This is a genomic window from Pseudonocardia sp., from assembly GCF_050250275.1.
Lineage (GTDB): Bacteria > Actinomycetota > Actinomycetes > Mycobacteriales > Pseudonocardiaceae > Pseudonocardia.
Genome location: NZ_JBFWOY010000009.1, coordinates 99,734 through 115,879 on the forward strand (window position 1 = coordinate 99,734; position 16,146 = coordinate 115,879).

Consider the following 16,146-nt stretch of genomic DNA (forward strand, 5'->3'; position numbering starts at 1 on the left):
CGCCGATGTGGCGTCGGCAGGTCCGGTCGTTCGGGGGATCACCCGGTGGCGATCGGGTCCAGGGGATGGTCAGTCGACGTAGGAGGCGATCCGCTGCTCGTACCGCCGACGCTCCTCGGCCAGCGCCGAGCTCTCCTCGGCCAGCACCGTGCCGAACAGCGATGCGATGTCCCCGAGAGGCAGTTCACGGCAGACGCGACGCGTCTCGACGGCCAGGACGTCGCATTCGGCGTCGAGCTCGGAGCGGTACTCCTCGTCGAACCAGCCTTCGCGGGTCAGGAACAGCTCGAGACGCGCGATCGGGTCCTTGCCCCGCCAGCTGTCCAGCTCGCTGGACGTCCGGTACCGGGTGGGGTCGTCCGAGGTGCTGTGGCCGGCCATCCGGTAGGTCACGGCCTCGATCAGGGCGGGTCCAGCCCCCGAGCGGATCTGGTCGGCGACAGCACGGGTGACCGCGTGCACGGCGAAGACGTCGTTGCCGTCGACGAGATGTGCGTCGAGTCCGAACCCCGATGCTCGTTGGTGCAGCGGAGCTCTCATCTGTGCGACGGTCGGTGTGGAGATCGCCCATTGGTTGTTCTGGCAGAAGAACAGCAGTGGCACCTCGGCCACGGCGGCCCAGTTCAGGGCCTCACTGGCTTCCCCCTGACTGCTGGATCCGTCGCCGAAGTACACGGCGACGATCTCGTCCGAGCCATCGCGCTGCACACCCATCGCATATCCGGTCGCGTGGGGGAGCTGAGCTGCGAGGACGAGCGTGTAGATGTGGAAGCGGTGGTCGGCGGGGTCCCATCCGCTGTGGCTGTTGCCCCGCCACTGCACGAGGAGCTCGGCGGGGGTGATCCCACGACACAGAGCGGCGGCGTGTTCCCGATAGCTGGGGAAGACGTGGTCGTCGGCGCGGAGCGCGGTGATCGATCCGACCTGCGCAGCCTCCTGGCCCAACGACTGCAGCCAGAGACCGAGCTCGCCCTGCCGCTGGAGGGCGAGGGCCTCGTCGTCGAATCGGCGGGCGATGCGCATCCGCCGGTACAGGTCGCGGGCCAGCTCGGGGGTGACGTCCAGGGGCCACTGCGGATCCTCACGCAGGTGTCCCTCGGGGTCGAGCAGCTGCACGGGTTTCATGCGGTTCCTCCACCAGTGGCTCCACCGGTGCGCGGCTGCCTGGTGAGGCGGTCGTGACCGTGGAGGGCAACCGCCTTGGTAGGCGGATGCGATCGAGTGTAACAAGATCAGCAAGAAGAACGAACGGTTGACCGAACACAAGCGCAGATATCAGTCATTTGTTCGAGTGTTGCGGTCGGATGCGCGGTTCGGTGGGGTTGGTCGTGGTGCAGCGCTCCACGCGCCAGGACACCACGGCCACAGCGGCGGTGATGCCGGCGCACAATCCCAGGGCGAGGCCCGGCCCGACACGGAGCAGGAGCCCGCCGGCCAGTCCGCCGAGCACCAACAACGTGACCGCGGCCGCGCGACGGCGCCACCGCTGGTGCTCCCCGGTGCCCAGCGCGGACTGGAAGGCGAGGCCGACGAGCGTCGAGGTGACCACGACGGTGGGCAGGTCCGCAGCGGCGTGCGCTCGGGCCCACCCGCCTTGCAGGCCCATCGCGAGCGCAAGCGCTCCCATAGGCACGGCGGGCACGAGCGGCGAGAGCGGGGCGACATCGAGGAGTGCGCCGCTACCAGCCAGGAGCACCGTCGAGGCCCCGAGCAGTATCGCCGCGGGTGCGCCGCTGCCTTCCCGCCCGTTGCTGACCCTGCCCGCCACGGCAGCGCCGAGCACGAAGGCGGCGAACGCGGCCGCGACGGACACGATCGGTACCGAGCCCTGGGCGGTGACGACGGCGCCGAGGAGCACGACGTTGCCCGTCATGTTGGCGACGAACACGTGGTCCAGACCGACGTAGCTCACCACGTCGACCACCCCCGTGACGAAGGTGAGGCTCAGCAGCAGGACGATCCGGGCGCGTTCACGCGCCGGCGCACCAGTGGGAACCGCGGTGGGTTGCACCCGGTCGGCGCTCGGCAGCGCGGCGCACCCTGGACGACGATCCCACCCGCTCACCGCGCTGACGATGCCGCGGCACGGCCGGCGTGCGAGGCCGCCTCGTGCGCGGCCTTCCTCATCAGCTCGGCGGTCTCCAGCAACGCCTCCATGGCGGGGTTGACGCGAGCCAGGGTGAGCTCGCGCTCGATCAGGGTGAGCTCGGCGCCCCAGACGTCCGCGACGATGCGGCGCAGGAACGCGGTGTTGTGGTCCCAGCCCTCACGAGGGGTGCCGGGCCCGTAACCCCCGCCGCGGGTGGTGAGCACGATGGCAGGCTTGCCCTCCAGCAGTCGCTCGCCCTTCTCCGCGCCGGCGATGGTCAGGTCGATCCAGGTCTTGGCGTGCTGGGAGACGCCCCAGTTGTAGAGCGGCAGAGCGAGGATCGCGGCGTCGGCGTGGCGCATCTCGTCGGCCAGGGTGCGGGCCAGAGCGATGGCGTCCCGCTGGGCAGGTGTGCGCTGCTCCTCAGGGAGCGGCCCGCCGGTGATCGCGGCGGCCCAGGCGTCTGCGGGCAACGGCTCGGCGCCCAGGTGGCGGCGGACGAACGTGGTCGTGGGGCGGACGGCCGACCACTCGGCCTCGGCGACGTCGGCGAGCGCGCTGCTGGCCGAGCGCGGGCCCTGGATGCTGGTGTCGATGCGCAGGACGGACATCGCTGATGATCTCCTCGGGGCTGGTGGGTTGGGTGTTCACGTCTGGGGCGTTCGGCAGGTGGTGCAGGGCACCGGCGGTTCGCCCGAGCAACAGCCGTGGGGCTGGGGCCCGTGCGTCACGGCGCCGCGGCCCGGCGCAGGGTGGGGAACTCCCCGTCGAGGAAGATCAGGGGGTTGGTCGCCCGGTCGTGCCCGGCCTCCACGAGTTCCAGCACGACGACGACGTGGTCGCCGACCTCCACCTCGGCGGCGATCCGGCAGTCCAGCCACGTCATCGCGTTCCTGACGAAGAGTGCGCCCTCGGCAGTCCCGTGCAGGTCGATGCCGCGGAACCGGGCGGTCGCAGGCCCCGCGATCTGAGCGCAGGCCGCAGCTTGTCCCTCGCCGAGCACGGAGACCCCGATGCGTGGCGCCGAGCGCAGCACCGGCCACGTCCTCGACTCCTTGCGGCAGGAGAAGGTGACCATCGGCGGGTCGTAGGAGGCACCCACGGCCAGCGAGGTTGCCACCAGGCCCACCGGAGTCCCGTCGATCAGGGCGCAGATCGCACCGACGCTCGCCGCGTAGCGCCCGAACACGGTGCGCACCTGAGGAGATCCGGCGACAGCCGGGGCGAGCGCGAGCACACCCCGGCCGAACTCGTCCGTCCCCGCCTGGTGAGCCGTCTGCTCCGCCGTCACCGCGGCCTCGCGTCCAGGGCAGGCGCAGCGGCGGCGAACTTCGCCGTTCGAGAAGCCGCGGAGGGAACGAGCAGGGCGCCGAACACGGCGATGGCCGCCGGCATGGAGGAGATCGAGTTCAGTCCGGGGCCCACGGCGACGAGCAGACCGCCGGCAACGGGTCCACCGATCGCGCCGGAGCGGCTGACGCCTGCGCACCGCGCGACGCCGGCGCTGGGGACGTCGGTCCGGTAGCGACCAGACCGGAGTCGTCCAGGGTCTGCAGTCCTCCCGTCGCGGTCGTGGATGGTGCTGTGGAGGTCGGGCGTAGGCATGCTCGGCAAGACCCTCATCGCTTCCGGCTCGGTCGGGGAGGGCGGCTTCACCATCGCAGCCCGTGAGGTGCAGGGACGTCGGCGAAGTCGGCGAGGCGGATGCGGGAGTGCACTCCCTTCACAATGTCGACCACCTGCGAGATGTCGAAGTCCACGGCGGCGCTGAGGTAGGCGTAGGCGAGGTCCGGGGCCATCCCGAAGGATGCGCCCAGCACGTGGATCGCGTTCTGCACGCTGTGTCGGACGGCCATGTCGAGATCGGGGTCGAGACCGGTCGTGACCAGGAAGTCCGGCGTGCGCACGACCGGACCGCTGCAGTCGCCGAGCAGGAGTCGGACGTGCTCCGCGGGCAGTACGTCGACCGTGATCTCCGCCTGGAGCGGCGCCTCGAACGCAGTGAGGGCGACCTCGCCGTTGCCCTGGGCGTAGTGCGGATCGCCGAGGTAGAGGTTGCCACCAGGGACCTGGACCGGCAGGTAGAGCGTGCAGCCGGGGCGGAGCAGGCTGATGTCGAGGTTGCCGCCGTGTGCACCCGGTGGAGTCGAATGCAGGCGCTCGCGCCCGGCGGACGCGACGCCGATGGTGCCGAGGAACGGCGCCAGCGGGAAACGGACGCGCGGTGCGGCGGTCTCACGGCGCACCGGAATCACCCCGTGTTCCTCCTCGACGGTGACGAAGACGCTGGTCAGCGCCGCACCGTGCAGGGGGAAGACGTCGGGCAGCGCTCCTTTGCGGTGCCGGTTCGACACGATCCCGTAGTCGGCCCGCCGGGCCAGCGACTCGATCCGGATCGCGAGCGAGTCACCGATCTCCGCCCCGGCGACGCCGATCGGACCGACCACCACGTGCGGGCCGTCCGTAGCGGTGTGGGGTACCTCTGCGGCGACGGCCTGGGCGTCGGTGAGGACGGACTCCGGCGGGACTCCGAACTCCCTGAAGTAGCGGACCGGGTCGCGTCCTTGGTCCTCGAGGATGCCCTCGTGGCTCACCGTGTCCACGACGATCCGATCACCAGCGGCCACGGTGAGGATCGGTGGGTCGTCGGCGCACGGGAGCCTGCCCCAGAACACGGTGTCCGGGCGTGCCTCGAGCCGGTGAGTGCGGGCGACCGTCTCGGCGGTCATCGGGGGTTCCTTTCACGGGCCGAGCACGAGCCGGCCCGTGCAGGACCCACACGGCGGTGGGCGGGGGTGGCGGCCGGGGTCGGGCCCGGCAGGCCCGGCAGCGTCGGGTTCGCGCGGCCGACGGCCTCGTCGGTGGCTGCGGCAGGGCCGGTGTTGTCATGGATTCGTCGATGCGATCGATCGCATAGGGCGGCTCGGTCGAACGCGAGGGTGTGGGGCGGTCGACGTCGTCGCGGCGAGCGATCGTCGAGGGGCAGGACCCCGAACGTCGACGAGTGAGCGTCTACTCGTGCAGGCGCCTCCTCACCCGCCTCCACGGCCAAAGGGCTCGGACCCGACGCCCGGCCGGCGCCACGTCTCATGTCGGGCTCTGCGAGCCGTTCAGGACCGCGTGCAGGTCGTAGCGGTAGATTGCGGCGGGATCGGGGGGAAGCCCGAGGCCGACACCGCTCACGAACCGGCCATCGCCCGGAGGCTGCATCGGCTGGGCCGCCATGACGAGGTCGCCGTCGGTGCGCCGGCCGGTTCCCGACAGTCGGCGCGCGCCGATCTGGATCTCTCGCGTGCGCGGGATGCGCACGGCTTCGTACTGCGCCAGCGCGTCGCCCACGCTGTCGCCGTGTACGGCGAGGGCGTGCGCCAGGGCGAATCCGTCCTCGATCGTCTGCGACGCGCCCTGGCCGTACGTCGGGAGCATCGCGTGCGCGGCATCTCCGAGGAGGGTGACCCGTCCTCTGCTCCAGGTGTCGAGTGGCTCGGTGTCGTACATCGGCCAGCGAACGAACTGACCGGCATGGCTCAGCAAGTCCTGAAGGCGAGGGTCCCAATCCTGGATGAAGCCCATGACCTCCTCATGGGTGACGGGAACGTTGGTGCGTCCGTCCGGCAGGTCGAGGTCCCAACCCGGCGTGCCCACGATCGTGTTGAGGAAGTGCGGTCCGGCGAACGAGATGAACCCGACGGCCTGCGCGTCGCCGAAGAACGTGAGAGTGGCCGCGTCCGCGAACTCGCGCGCCAGCGGACTGGAGTCCCGCGGGATCAGCGCACGATGCGACCAGCCCTTGCGGAACACCCGCTCCGCGGGGGCGAAGAGTGCACTCCTGATGCGGGACTGGCTGCCGTCGGCCGCGACGAGCAGATCTGCGACGACCGTCTCGCCGCCCTCGAGTTCCAGTCGGACGCCCTCTGCATCCTGCCCGAACCCGACCACCCGGCGGTTGAGGTGGAGCACGCCTGGAGGCAGAGCGTCGGAGAGCGTCCCCAGCAGCTCGCCGCGGTGCAGGTGCAGCAGCGGCGCTCCGAACAGCTCCTCCGCCTCCACGCCCAGAGTCATCCCGTACTTGAGCGACATGTCGAGCGCGCTGCGTCGGACCGCGGCGCGGGTCTGGACACCGATCGACCGCAACCGTTCGAGCAGACCGATGTGCGCGAGCAGACGGGTCGAGTTCGGCGTCAGCATCAAGGCGGCACCGACCTCACGGCTGTCACCTGCCTTCTCGTACACCGTGACATCGATGCCTCGGGCGATCAGCGCGTGCGCAGCGCACACGCCGCCGATGCCTCCACCAGCGATGATGACCTTCATCTTCTCCACCTCTGTCATGCCTCGTCGTGCACGCCGAGATCCGCGAGCAGGCGCGCACGCAGAGCCGCGAACTCATCGCCGGCGCGCACCCGCGGGTGCGGCAGATCGATGCGGATGTCGGTGACGAACGACCCGTCGTCCATGACCAGGATCCGGTCGGCGAGGACGATCGCCTCCTCGACGTCGTGGGTCACCAGAAGGACGCCGGGTTCGTGTCGCCTGCACAGTTCGAGCAGCAGACCGTGCATCTTGAGCTTCGTGAGCGCATCCAGGGAGCCGAACGGCTCGTCGAGCACGAGGAGCTCGGGATCACGCGCGAGTGCCCGTGCGAGCGAGGCGCGCTGCGCTTCGCCTCCCGAGAGCGTCTTCGGCCAGACGTCGGCCTTCGCCGCCAGTCCCACCTCGTCGAGCGTCGCCAGTGCTGCGGCTCTCGCCTGCGCTGCGGGGGCAGGCAGGCCGAGCGCGACGTTCCGCCACACACTCTTCCACGGGAGCAGGCGCGGCTCCTGGAATCCCACCGCCACCCGCCGGGGCACGATGATCTCACCCTCGGCCTCGTCGTCGAGCCCGACGAGCGCCCGCAGGAGCGTGCTCTTGCCGGTACCGGAATGTCCGAGCAGTGCGACGGTCTCGTTGCGGTAGATCTCGAGGTCGACGTTGTTCACGACGGCACGATCGCCGAAGCGGCGCGTGACGCCCTTCAAGATCGCGACAGGTGCGGGCTTCGTCGGTGCAGTCATCGTCCTTGAACTCCTACTCTCCAGGCCAGTGCCCGCTTCTCGATCACGCGAACGAGCCAGTCCGAGAAGAACCCCGCTGCGGCGTAGATGAAGATGCCCAGGACGATCACATCGGTACGCATGAAGACCCGCGCGTTGTTCATGAGGTATCCGACGCCGGCGAGGGCGTTGACCTGCTCGCTGATGACGAGCAGGAGCCAGGCGAGCCCGAGCGCGTACCGGAGTCCGACGAGGAACCCGGGCAGCGACCCCGGGAGCACGATGTTCCGCACGATGCCCCACTGGGAGAGACCCACGATCCGGCCCACCTCCACGAGCTTCGCGTCGACGCTGCGGATGCCCGCGTACGTGTTGAGGTAGACGGGGAACACCACGCCGAGGACGATCATGATCACCTTCGACGGCTCTCCGATGCCGAACCACAGGATGAACAGCGGCACGAGCGCCAGGATCGGCACCGTCCGGCCCATCTGCATCAGCGGGTCGATGAGCGACTCGCCCACCTTCCACAGGGCGGAGAGCACGGCGAGCACGACTCCCACACTCACCCCGATGAGCAGCGAGAAGGTGACCCGCTGAAATGAGATGACGAGATGTTCCTGCAGCTCGCCGGCCTGGAGCAGGTCGGCACACACCGCCACGACCGAGACCGGCGAGGGCAGGATGTTCTCGGGGAGGGTTCCCGTGCCCGAAAGGATCTGCCAGATCGCCAGCACCCCGACAGGCCCGACCCATCGGATGAATCTGTGTCGGTTGCGCTTCGTCTTGTCGGTACGCCGGCGCCGAGGGGCGACCGCCTGCGGCTCCGCGGCCGGGGCAGGTCTGACGGCGACGGACGTCTTGACCGTGTGAGGTTTCATGTCGTCCATTCAGTCGCTGGCCGGGTCGTAGCCGAAGACGATCTCCGATGCGACGAGTTCGCGCTGGAGCGTCCCGATCCTGGACCAGTCGTCGATGCCGGCCTGGAGAGCGGCGGTCGTCTCCGCGGAGTACGGCACGTACCGGCCGAGGTTCTCCTTGAGGTACGTGAGCTGGCTCGGCGACAATCCGTTCGCCTTCTCCTGCGCCGCCAGCCATGCGGTCGGGTCGGCCCTGGTCTCGTCGCTCGCTGCGGTGTAGCCGTCGAGAACCGCCGTGGCGACGTCGGGGTGCTGTTCGGCGAACTCACGCCGGACCACGAGAACGCCGTAGTCGTACTTGCCGTCGAGCTCGTCCCGCTCGACGATCGTGCGCGCGTTCATTGCCTCCAGGGCGAAGGGGATGAACGTCGAGAACGCCGCCCACGCATCGACGGAACCGTTCGTGAACGCCGCGGCGGCGTCTCCCGGGCCGAGGAAGACCTTCTTCACCGAGTCGGTCGCCATCCCCCGGTTCGCCAGGGCCATGTCGACGATGTACTCGCCCGCGGCTCCCCGAGTCACAGCGACGCTGTGCCCTGCGAGGTCCTCGAACGACCGGATCGGACTGTCGTTCGGCACGACGATCGTCGTGTTCGCCCCCGGCGCCGCCGTGTTGACGCCGAGGAAGAGGAAGTCGCCGGCTCCGGCGAGGCCGCTGAGCGCGCCGGAGGTGGTGACCTCGGCGAAGTCCGCGGCTCGGGCGTTCAACGCCTCCAACGCCGGCTCGGTCGCCGGGAAGTACCCTGTCTCCTCGGCTGTCGCACCCGCTCTCGCGACCGTCTCCTCCAGTCGGCCGGAGATGAAGCCGTAGCTGGTGCCCGGCGAGCCGACCGTGACGATGCGCGCAACGACCTGCGATGACTCGCCTGTCGTGGGACCCGCGCAGCCGGCCAGGGCGAGGACGGAAATCGTCGCGAGGGCGGCGGCGGTCCGCACGCGACGCAGCACACCAGAGTGTGGGGGGGACGAGGTGGGAATGCTCATGGGCGACCTTTCGGACGAGATGGAGGTGTGACTGGCGCCTTCGGAACGAGCGCTGTCAGCGTTGGAGCCAGGGCCTAGGTGCCCCGGGGAGTCCCGCGTCGTACCTGCGTGAGGAGCCCGAAGCGCTCCGGCCGGGAGCCGGGTCGGCGTTCCCCGTCGCCGATCACGAGCGACCCGTCGACGATCACTGCGTCCGTCTCGACGGACGACAGCTCGGCGGGCGCGACGGTCAGCGGGTCGTCGCGGAAGATGACGAGATCGGCCCGCATGCCCGCGCGCACCTCTCCGCGGTCGTGTTCGGCCTGGACGAGGAACGCGCCGCCCTGCGTCATCGCCGACAACGCCTCGGACGGGGTGAGCGCCTGATCGGGGTCGACCACCGTGCCGCCACGCCCTCTGCGGAGGACCACGTGCTGCATGCTGTCGAACAGGCTGGGCGGGCGGTTGTCGGAACCGAGCGCGAAAGGGATGCCGCGATCGAGCATGCTGCGAAGCGGCACCACCCGGGCGTGTGGATCCCGCACCCGCGCGGCGTGCTCTCCGGTTCGGTGGATCTGGTGACCGGCGATCGTCGTCACGACGATCCCCAGTCGAGCGATTCGTTCGAGGTCGGCCTCGGTGAACACCTGCTGGTGGCTCACGACCCAGCGCAGATCGCGGATGTCCCCGACACGTCGCGCCGTGCTCTCCATCATCTCGGCGATGCCGGGAAAGATGGTCGACACCCGGATCCGTGCGCGTGCGGCCTCGTCGAGCAGCGCCTGCAGCGCGTCGCGGTCCTGCACCGACGCCGCGGTGAACCCCGCCCACCCCGTCTGCGGATGCCGCGCCCTCCGTGGTGCGTGGTCGCCGTCGGACACGGGTTCGACGTAGATGCCGGGCACGCCGATACGCCGCGACCGGGACGCCGCCCACCTCTGCCACTCCGACACGACGTCGCCCACACGTTCGAACGACTCCGAACGCCAGTCCGCGCTGAGCATGATCGTCGCCTTCATCGAGGCGGCTCGCTCGCCCGCGACCAGACCGTAGGCGCTCACCGACGGTGCCGCGAGACCGTGGCCCTCGAACACGGAGGTCGTGCCGTGACGGTTGTAGACGCGTATGCCCTCACGCACCCCGGCCATCCGGTCGACGACGTCGAACCCTGGCAGGGCGGGGAGAAGTGCGTGCTCGACGATCGGCTGGGCAGTTCGCTCGACGAAGACGCCGGTCAACCCGCTCTCGTCACGATCGATGGTGACGCGCGGACTCGGCGCCGGGGTCTCGACGTCGACCCCGCACAGTGCCAGCGCGAGCGAGTTCGCGACCGAGACGAGCGGCACCCCGGGGTTCCAGTAGCCCCAGATCGGGCGGATGTACACAGGGTTCTCCGGGCTCACGGCGTCCAGTTCCCGCAAGGTGGGCAGGATGTCGCTTCCCGGCGGTACCGCGTCGGGGTAGTCGGGCGGGGTTCCCAGGGGCTCGGTGACGATCCACTCGCCGGGGAGTGCCCGGGCGACGGCCTCCGCGATCCGATCGAGAAGTTCCTGCCGCGACCGCGGCGCGCCGAGCGGGGTCAACCTTGCACGCAGACCCTCGCGATCAAGGTGCGCGTGCGCGTCGGTGAACCCGGCCGAGAGCCGCCTGCCACGCGCGTCCAGGGACGGGAGGTCCGCCCGGGCGGATGCGTCGGTGGGGGTCACGGCGACGATCCGCTCACCCGAGATCCACACGTCGTGCAGGCCCGGCATCGCGGCGGCGCCGGAGAACACGGACGCGCGGCGGATGACCCACTGCTCTCCGTCGTCCATCGCCGTGTCGGCGGCGGATCGCCCTGTGTCGTTCAACCCGGCCTCCCCGAGGACATCTGCCCTGCGCTCCCGTGGTGGCCGGTCGACGGGCGGTCCTCGGCCTGGGCACGCCGCGCCACGACGGTGCTCGTCTGCATGTCGTCCTCCTCCGGGAGCCCTCGGTCACGTGCTGCGATGACGGGGCCCGCATGGTCGACTCGGCACGACGACCCGGCTCTCCCGAGGCTGAAGTGCGACTGCGCGTGCGATCGGTCGCAGGATCATGCCCAGAGGAGCGTCTACCCGTCAAGAGGACGGGGGTCTCTCCGTACTCCCTGGTCCGACCGACGGTTGCCATGACCACGATCGTGTTGCGACGGCGCAACGGCCTCGTGTCGGACACGAGACGGTTCCGGCGGGCCGGATGGTTCCGGCCCGGCCCGGGCGTCGCTGCGCCTGACGTGCGTAGCTGCCGGGGGGCGGCTGCGACGGCCGTCGCGGACGGTTGCGCCTGATCCTCAGGACAGGATGGCCACCGGCGACCGCGCTGCGCGTCACCGAGGTCCTCGTGCGGCCGGCTGCTCGCCGCACCATCGCGGGGGACGCGTCCCCGGGCCCGCGAGGTGGACGATCCGGCGGTGTCCGACCAGGTGGCCGACGCCGACTGCCACGCCGTTGCGGTCGCCGCCCGGGACCATGGGAACGGCGTTCGGGCCGGCCGTGCGGGTGACCGGCACCCTCGGGGCGCCACGCCGCTGCGCTTCGACCCGCACCTCGTCGTGCAGGCGTCCGGTCGCGACGATCACCCCGTTCCGCACGCGGCGACGACGTGCTCCCGCACTGGGCTCGTGTGCGCTCCTGATCATCGTCGGTGTGGCCGACCGGAACGGGTGGCTGTGGGGGAGTCGCACGTTCTCGATCCCGCGGACGAGGGGAGATCTGCGGGTTGTCGAGGTCCGGAACGAGAACGCCGACCGAGCTCGAGCGAGTTCGTCCGCAACGCGAGCGATGGAGGTCGAGCGGCCACCGAGCCGGCGGGAGGCGATGCGGGCCCGCCTGACGGTCTCGGGCCTGCGCAGGCCGCTGCTCGTCCCGGTGTCGGTCGCATGCCCCCGGCCTTCGACCACTGTCCGCCCGCACCGTCCTGGGCACTGCGGCGTCGACGCCGCCGATCCCGTGGGCCGTGGTCGGAGCCTGGCAGGGCGAGCTGCTGGGAGGCTTGACGGTGATCGAGAGGCCGGTATACGGTTCTGCGACCGATCGCATACGCCTGCATGTCGCGCGGGTGGTCCAAAGGGAGGTGCCAGTCGGTGCGAGGCCCGGCGCACGATGTGGGTCTCGATGCTCGTCAGCCGATCGTGCGCGCCGAGTGGCTCGGCCGGGCCTGTCCGTCACGTCTCGTCGCGACACCGATGAGGACAAGGAGTGAAGAACTGAAGGGGTCCTCCGCCCGGTGGCGTCCGCCGTTCCGGCGGATTCGACCCGCTGTCCCTCGACCGTCACCGCTCGCTTCGGGAGGTGCACCCGGCGCCGGAGCCCCGGCCTCCGAGGCGCCTTTCAGCGCGTCGGCGCCCGGAGTCCTCAGTCGGCTGCACCGGCGGCCCGGGACGGTGATGATCCGGGACCACGCACAGGTGCGGTACCTGACCGTCAACGACCGGCGGGGTCTGCGGCGGGTGACGGCCCGGCGCCGTTGCTGATGCGATCGGTCGCACGTTGTTTCGCGGACGCGGCGAAGCACGTCGCGGAGCGTCCGCGTCCGGTGGACCGGCCGCGGACGAGATAGTCGACCGGGGTCGAGCTGCTCGACCCGATCTGGAAGATCTCGAGCCATCCGGCACGTCGAGAGAAGGCGGTATGGTGAGTACAACGACAGTCCCGACCGACATGGGGGCTCTGACCGGCGAGGATCAGCTGATCCAGCGTGCCCGGACGCTTGCTGCGATGCTCCGGGAATCCCGGCACGAGGCGTCCGATCTGGGTACCTACACGCCGGCCGTGCACGAAGCCTTCATCGAAGCCGACTTCTACCGGATCCTGCAGCCGAGGAAGTACCTCGGTCTCGAACTGTCCCTCGAGACGTGGGCCAAGGTCATGGTCGAGGTGTGCCGCGCAGACCCGGGAGCAGGGTGGTGCCTGGCTCTCGGGACCGGGCACATGGTGCCGTTCATCGCACACTTCTCCGAGTCCGTGGTCGCCGAAGTCTTCGAGCAGCACGGTCGCTTCATCGCGCCGCACTCGGCCGCGCCGAGAGGCAAGGCCGTCGCCGTGCCCGGCGGGTACCGCGTGTCGGGGACCTGGGCCTACTCGTCCGGCGTGCCCTACTCGACCCACGCCATGCTCACCGCGATGACCACCGGCCCCGACGGCGAGCTCGCGCGGATCGTCGTCCTGCTGCCGCGTGCGGACTTCCGGATCCTGGACGACTGGGGCGGCGGTCAGCTGATGGCGCTGAACGCCAGTGGATCCAACTCGGTCCTGGTCGAGGACGTGTTCGTACCGCAGGAGCGGACGTCTCCGTTCACCTGGTTGCACGACAGCTACGACGGCGGGGACCTCGGCTGGCAGTGGACGAAGAACCCGATGTACTTCGGGTACAACGGGATCAACTACGCGCTGACCCTCGCCTGCTCGCAGATCGGCGCCGCCAAGGGGTGTCTCGATCTGTTCGAGCAGATCATCCGGACGAAGAAGCGGATCCACCCGCCGCAGGTTCTGCGGTACCTCCATCCGGACTCGCAGCGGGCATGGGGACAGGCGGCCGCCATGGTCGATGCGGCCGAGAACATCGTGTACGCCGCAGCCCGCAAGTCGCTCGAGCTCAACGAGCGGGCCGCGGCCGGCGACCCGCCCTCGCTCGCCGATTACGAGCGGCTGCCCAACATGGTCTGGACCGCCGTGCGGTTGAGCTACGAGGCGGGCGAGCTGATGTTCCGATCCGTCGGGTCGAGCGTCGCTCGGGTCGGCGACCCGCTGCAGGAGCTCTTCCTCGCCCTGCAGATGCAGCGGACCCAGGCGACCGACAACGCCGACAACGCCACCCTGGCGGCTGCGCACGCCCACTTCGGCGTCGAAGCGGCCGGCGGCTTCTCGGAAATGATCACCACCCGAACGAACGCGGAACCAGGAGCAGTCGACATGGGAGGAAAGGCGTGAGCACCATGCACAGCGGAACCGTCGGACGTGCCTGGAACGGGCAGTCGATCCGTGCTGACAAGAGTTGGCTGGTCGAGCTGCCTGACCACCTCAAGGGCGCGCTGACCTCAGCCGCGTCGATCCAGGCCGACGCGTCGTTCGTCGATGTCACGGTTGACGAGGGCCTCGCCGACGAGTGCCGGCCCTTCGTCGATCAGTGCCGCGCGGCGCTGTTCGGCCCTTCGGGGCCCGGGTTCGCCGTGCTGCGGGGCGTTCCGGTCCAGGGTCTGGACCTCGAGGTGACCGAACGGCTGTACTGGATGATCGGTTCGCTGTTCGGCGTGCCGGTCACACAGAGCGGCGATCTGGATCTGATCGGTCAGGTCCGCCGTGAGGTCCGCTCCGGGGAGAAGGCCTTCGAGCGCGGCTACAAGTCGGCCGCGGACCTGGAGTACCACTGCGATCTGACCCCGTTGGCCGGCCTGCTGTGTGTGCACCAGGCGCCCCACGGTGGCGAGTCGACCTTGGTCGACGCCGAGTACGTCCACGCCGTCCTGCAGGCGGAACGCCCCGACCTGCTCGCCGTCCTCTACGAGCCCTTCCCGGTGGGACGGCTCGGCGAGACCCGTCCGGGTGAGGCGGCTTACGTCGAGCAGCCCATCTTCGCGGTCGACGGCGACCGGTTCGGATGCTTCTACCCCGGCCGTCAGATGATCGAGCACGCGGTGCGCACGGGCAATGCACCACCGCTGACGCCCATGCAGGCCGAGGCCCTCGACGTCATGGAGGAGGTGGCCGGGCGACCGGAAGCACCGCTCCAGTACCTGTTGCAGCCGGGCGACCTCCTCTGGCTCAACGATTACCGAGTGTGGCACGGCCGCAGCGAGTTCCAGGACAGCGCCGATGCCGACCGCCGTCGTCACCTGCTCCGGTTGTGGCTGGACATCGCCGACGCAGACCCGGCCGCTCCGAAGTCGATCATCTACGACTTCCGGTTCGGGAACGTCGGTCTCACCGCGGCAGAGCGCGCGGACAGGATCCTGTCGGCCGCCGAGAACGGTTGATCACCGCACCCGTCGTGCCTGGGCAGCACGAGTGGCCCGCGAACGTGCTCGATCCGCCACACGGCGCCTCGTCGAGCCCGTACGCGGACCACCTGGACGGATGCCGTGCGGTGCGTTCATCCGCTCGGGGACGAGAAGTCACAGCCCCCATCAGGATCGTGAAGCAAAACTAGTGCAGTCGGAGGTACGGCATGGCTCAGCGTGTGGGCTGGATCGGAACCGGTCGGATGGGCGTCGCGATGGCGGCGAACCTCGCACGGGCGGGGGTGGAACTGACCGCGTGGAACCGGACGACCGCCAAGGCGGAGCCGCTCCTCGCGTTCGGCGCATCGGTGGCGGGGTCGATCGCGGAGCTGCGGGACAACGACGTCGTCTTCACGATGGTGTCGACGGCACCGGACCTCGACCGGGTGCTGTTCGGCGATGGCGGCCTGCTCGCCGATCCGTCCTCGCTCCCGGCGTCACTCGTCGACTGCTCGACGATCGCGACGGCCGAGTCCGCGGAGGTTCGCCGCCGCTGCAACGACCTGGGCGTGCCGTTCCTCGCGTGTCCGGTGAGCGGCAATGCCCGGGTGGTGCGATCGGGTGGGCTCACGCTCGTCGCCTCCGGTCCTGAGGAGCTGTTCGACCGGGTTCGTCCGCTGCTGGAGACGATCGGCTCGGGCGCGACGTACGTCGGTGAGGGCGAGACGGCACGTCTGGTGAAGATCGCCCACAACCTGATGCTGGGCGTGGTCACGCAGTGCATGGCCGAGATCACCGTGCTCGCCGAGAAGGGCGGGGTGTCCCGGAACGCGTTCCTCGAGTTCCTCAACAACAGCGTCATGGGCTCCGTCTTCACCAGGTACAAGACGCCGGCGTTCGTCAACCTCGACTACACGCCGACGTTCACCCCGGTCCTGCTGCGCAAGGACTTCGACCTCGGGCTGGCTGCCGCAAGGGCGCTGGACGTGCCGATGCCGCTGGCGGCGCTCACCGCCGCCCTCGTGCAGGCCAGCGTGGGCAGCGGTCGTACCGAGGAGGACTTCGCCATCCTCCTGGATCTGCAGGCCGCTGCATCCGGCATGACGCTGAAGCCCGAGGACGTGTCCGTCGACGAAGGTCTCCAGGTCGATCCGGAGCTGGACTTTTGATCCTCGACGACGACCA

Annotated in this window: 13 protein-coding genes; 3 read left to right on the forward strand and 10 right to left on the reverse strand. The window is 70.0% G+C overall.

Going from position 1 to position 16,146, the window contains the following annotated elements; genetic code table 11:
• Positions 1 to 69 precede the first annotated feature (69 nt).
• The 10 genes from AB7F12_RS10955 to AB7F12_RS11000 all read right to left on the reverse strand — a co-directional run bounded on the left by AB7F12_RS10955 (position 70) and on the right by AB7F12_RS11000 (position 10,855).
• A complete protein-coding gene (locus AB7F12_RS10955) occupies positions 70 to 1,125 on the reverse strand; it encodes a thiamine pyrophosphate-dependent dehydrogenase E1 component subunit alpha (protein ID WP_428498268.1) in 1,056 nt (351 codons plus the stop codon).
• 154 nt (positions 1,126 to 1,279) lie between these two features.
• Positions 1,280 to 2,065, reverse strand: a complete 786-nt coding sequence (locus AB7F12_RS10960) for a YoaK family protein (protein WP_428498267.1) — start codon at positions 2,063 to 2,065, stop codon at positions 1,280 to 1,282.
• The gene (locus AB7F12_RS10965) at positions 2,062 to 2,700 is read right to left on the reverse strand and encodes an FMN-dependent NADH-azoreductase (protein ID WP_428498266.1); all 639 of its coding nucleotides are present in this window, start codon (positions 2,698 to 2,700) and stop codon (positions 2,062 to 2,064) included. Before AB7F12_RS10965 ends, AB7F12_RS10960 begins: the two co-directional genes overlap by 4 nt.
• 116 nt (positions 2,701 to 2,816) lie before the next feature.
• Positions 2,817 to 3,380 (reverse strand): flavin reductase family protein, encoded by a 564-nt coding sequence (locus AB7F12_RS10970; protein ID WP_428498265.1) that lies wholly within the window; start codon positions 3,378 to 3,380, stop codon positions 2,817 to 2,819.
• Positions 3,381 to 3,741: 361 nt separating this feature from the next.
• On the reverse strand, positions 3,742 to 4,818 hold the full coding sequence (locus AB7F12_RS10975) for an acetamidase/formamidase family protein (protein WP_428498264.1): 1,077 nt from the start codon (positions 4,816 to 4,818) through the stop codon (positions 3,742 to 3,744).
• A gap of 358 nt (positions 4,819 to 5,176) precedes the next feature.
• Positions 5,177 to 6,403, reverse strand: a complete 1,227-nt coding sequence (locus AB7F12_RS10980) for an FAD-dependent monooxygenase (RefSeq protein WP_428498263.1) — start codon at positions 6,401 to 6,403, stop codon at positions 5,177 to 5,179.
• A gap of 14 nt (positions 6,404 to 6,417) precedes the next feature.
• On the reverse strand, positions 6,418 to 7,143 hold the full coding sequence (locus tag AB7F12_RS10985; protein ID WP_428498262.1) for an ABC transporter ATP-binding protein: 726 nt from the start codon (positions 7,141 to 7,143) through the stop codon (positions 6,418 to 6,420).
• On the reverse strand, positions 7,140 to 7,859 hold the full coding sequence (locus AB7F12_RS10990) for an ABC transporter permease (RefSeq protein ID WP_428498261.1): 720 nt from the start codon (positions 7,857 to 7,859) through the stop codon (positions 7,140 to 7,142). Before AB7F12_RS10990 ends, AB7F12_RS10985 begins: the two co-directional genes overlap by 4 nt.
• A 153-nt stretch (positions 7,860 to 8,012) precedes the next feature.
• Complete coding sequence (locus tag AB7F12_RS10995; protein WP_428498260.1) at positions 8,013 to 8,978, reverse strand: ABC transporter substrate-binding protein; 966 nt, start codon at positions 8,976 to 8,978, stop codon at positions 8,013 to 8,015.
• A gap of 122 nt (positions 8,979 to 9,100) precedes the next feature.
• Entirely contained in the window at positions 9,101 to 10,855 is a 1,755-nt protein-coding gene (locus tag AB7F12_RS11000) for an amidohydrolase (protein WP_428498259.1), read from the reverse strand.
• A 1,887-nt stretch (positions 10,856 to 12,742) separates the two neighbouring features.
• Between AB7F12_RS11000 and AB7F12_RS11005 the strand changes: the two genes are divergently transcribed.
• From AB7F12_RS11005 to AB7F12_RS11015, 3 genes are all read left to right on the forward strand, one after another.
• Positions 12,743 to 13,954 carry a hypothetical protein gene (locus tag AB7F12_RS11005; protein ID WP_428498258.1) on the forward strand — a complete coding sequence of 404 codons (1,212 nt, stop codon included), beginning with the start codon at positions 12,743 to 12,745 and terminating at the stop codon, positions 13,952 to 13,954.
• Positions 13,955 to 13,959: 5 nt separating this feature from the next.
• Positions 13,960 to 14,997 carry a TauD/TfdA family dioxygenase gene (locus tag AB7F12_RS11010; RefSeq protein WP_428498293.1) on the forward strand — a complete coding sequence of 346 codons (1,038 nt, stop codon included), beginning with the start codon at positions 13,960 to 13,962 and terminating at the stop codon, positions 14,995 to 14,997.
• A gap of 191 nt (positions 14,998 to 15,188) precedes the next feature.
• A complete protein-coding gene (locus AB7F12_RS11015) occupies positions 15,189 to 16,130 on the forward strand; it encodes an NAD(P)-dependent oxidoreductase (RefSeq protein WP_428498257.1) in 942 nt (313 codons plus the stop codon).
• The last annotated feature ends 16 nt before the right edge of the window (positions 16,131 to 16,146 follow it).

What these genes read in the sequence shown, in the direction of transcription:
- AB7F12_RS10985 (WP_428498262.1), bottom strand. Translation starts at nt 7,143, where the DNA reads ATGACTGCACCGACGAAGCCCGCACCTGTCGCGATCTTGAAGGGCGTC.
- AB7F12_RS11005 (WP_428498258.1), top strand. Translation starts at nt 12,743, where the DNA reads ATGCTCCGGGAATCCCGGCACGAGGCGTCCGATCTGGGTACCTACACG.
- AB7F12_RS11015 (WP_428498257.1), top strand. Translation starts at nt 15,189, where the DNA reads ATGGCTCAGCGTGTGGGCTGGATCGGAACCGGTCGGATGGGCGTCGCG.
- AB7F12_RS10975 (WP_428498264.1), bottom strand. Translation starts at nt 4,818, where the DNA reads ATGACCGCCGAGACGGTCGCCCGCACTCACCGGCTCGAGGCACGCCCG.
- AB7F12_RS11010 (WP_428498293.1), top strand. Translation starts at nt 13,960, where the DNA reads ATGCACAGCGGAACCGTCGGACGTGCCTGGAACGGGCAGTCGATCCGT.
- AB7F12_RS10980 (WP_428498263.1), bottom strand. Translation starts at nt 6,403, where the DNA reads ATGAAGGTCATCATCGCTGGTGGAGGCATCGGCGGCGTGTGCGCTGCG.
- AB7F12_RS10955 (WP_428498268.1), bottom strand. Translation starts at nt 1,125, where the DNA reads ATGAAACCCGTGCAGCTGCTCGACCCCGAGGGACACCTGCGTGAGGAT.
- AB7F12_RS10965 (WP_428498266.1), bottom strand. Translation starts at nt 2,700, where the DNA reads ATGTCCGTCCTGCGCATCGACACCAGCATCCAGGGCCCGCGCTCGGCC.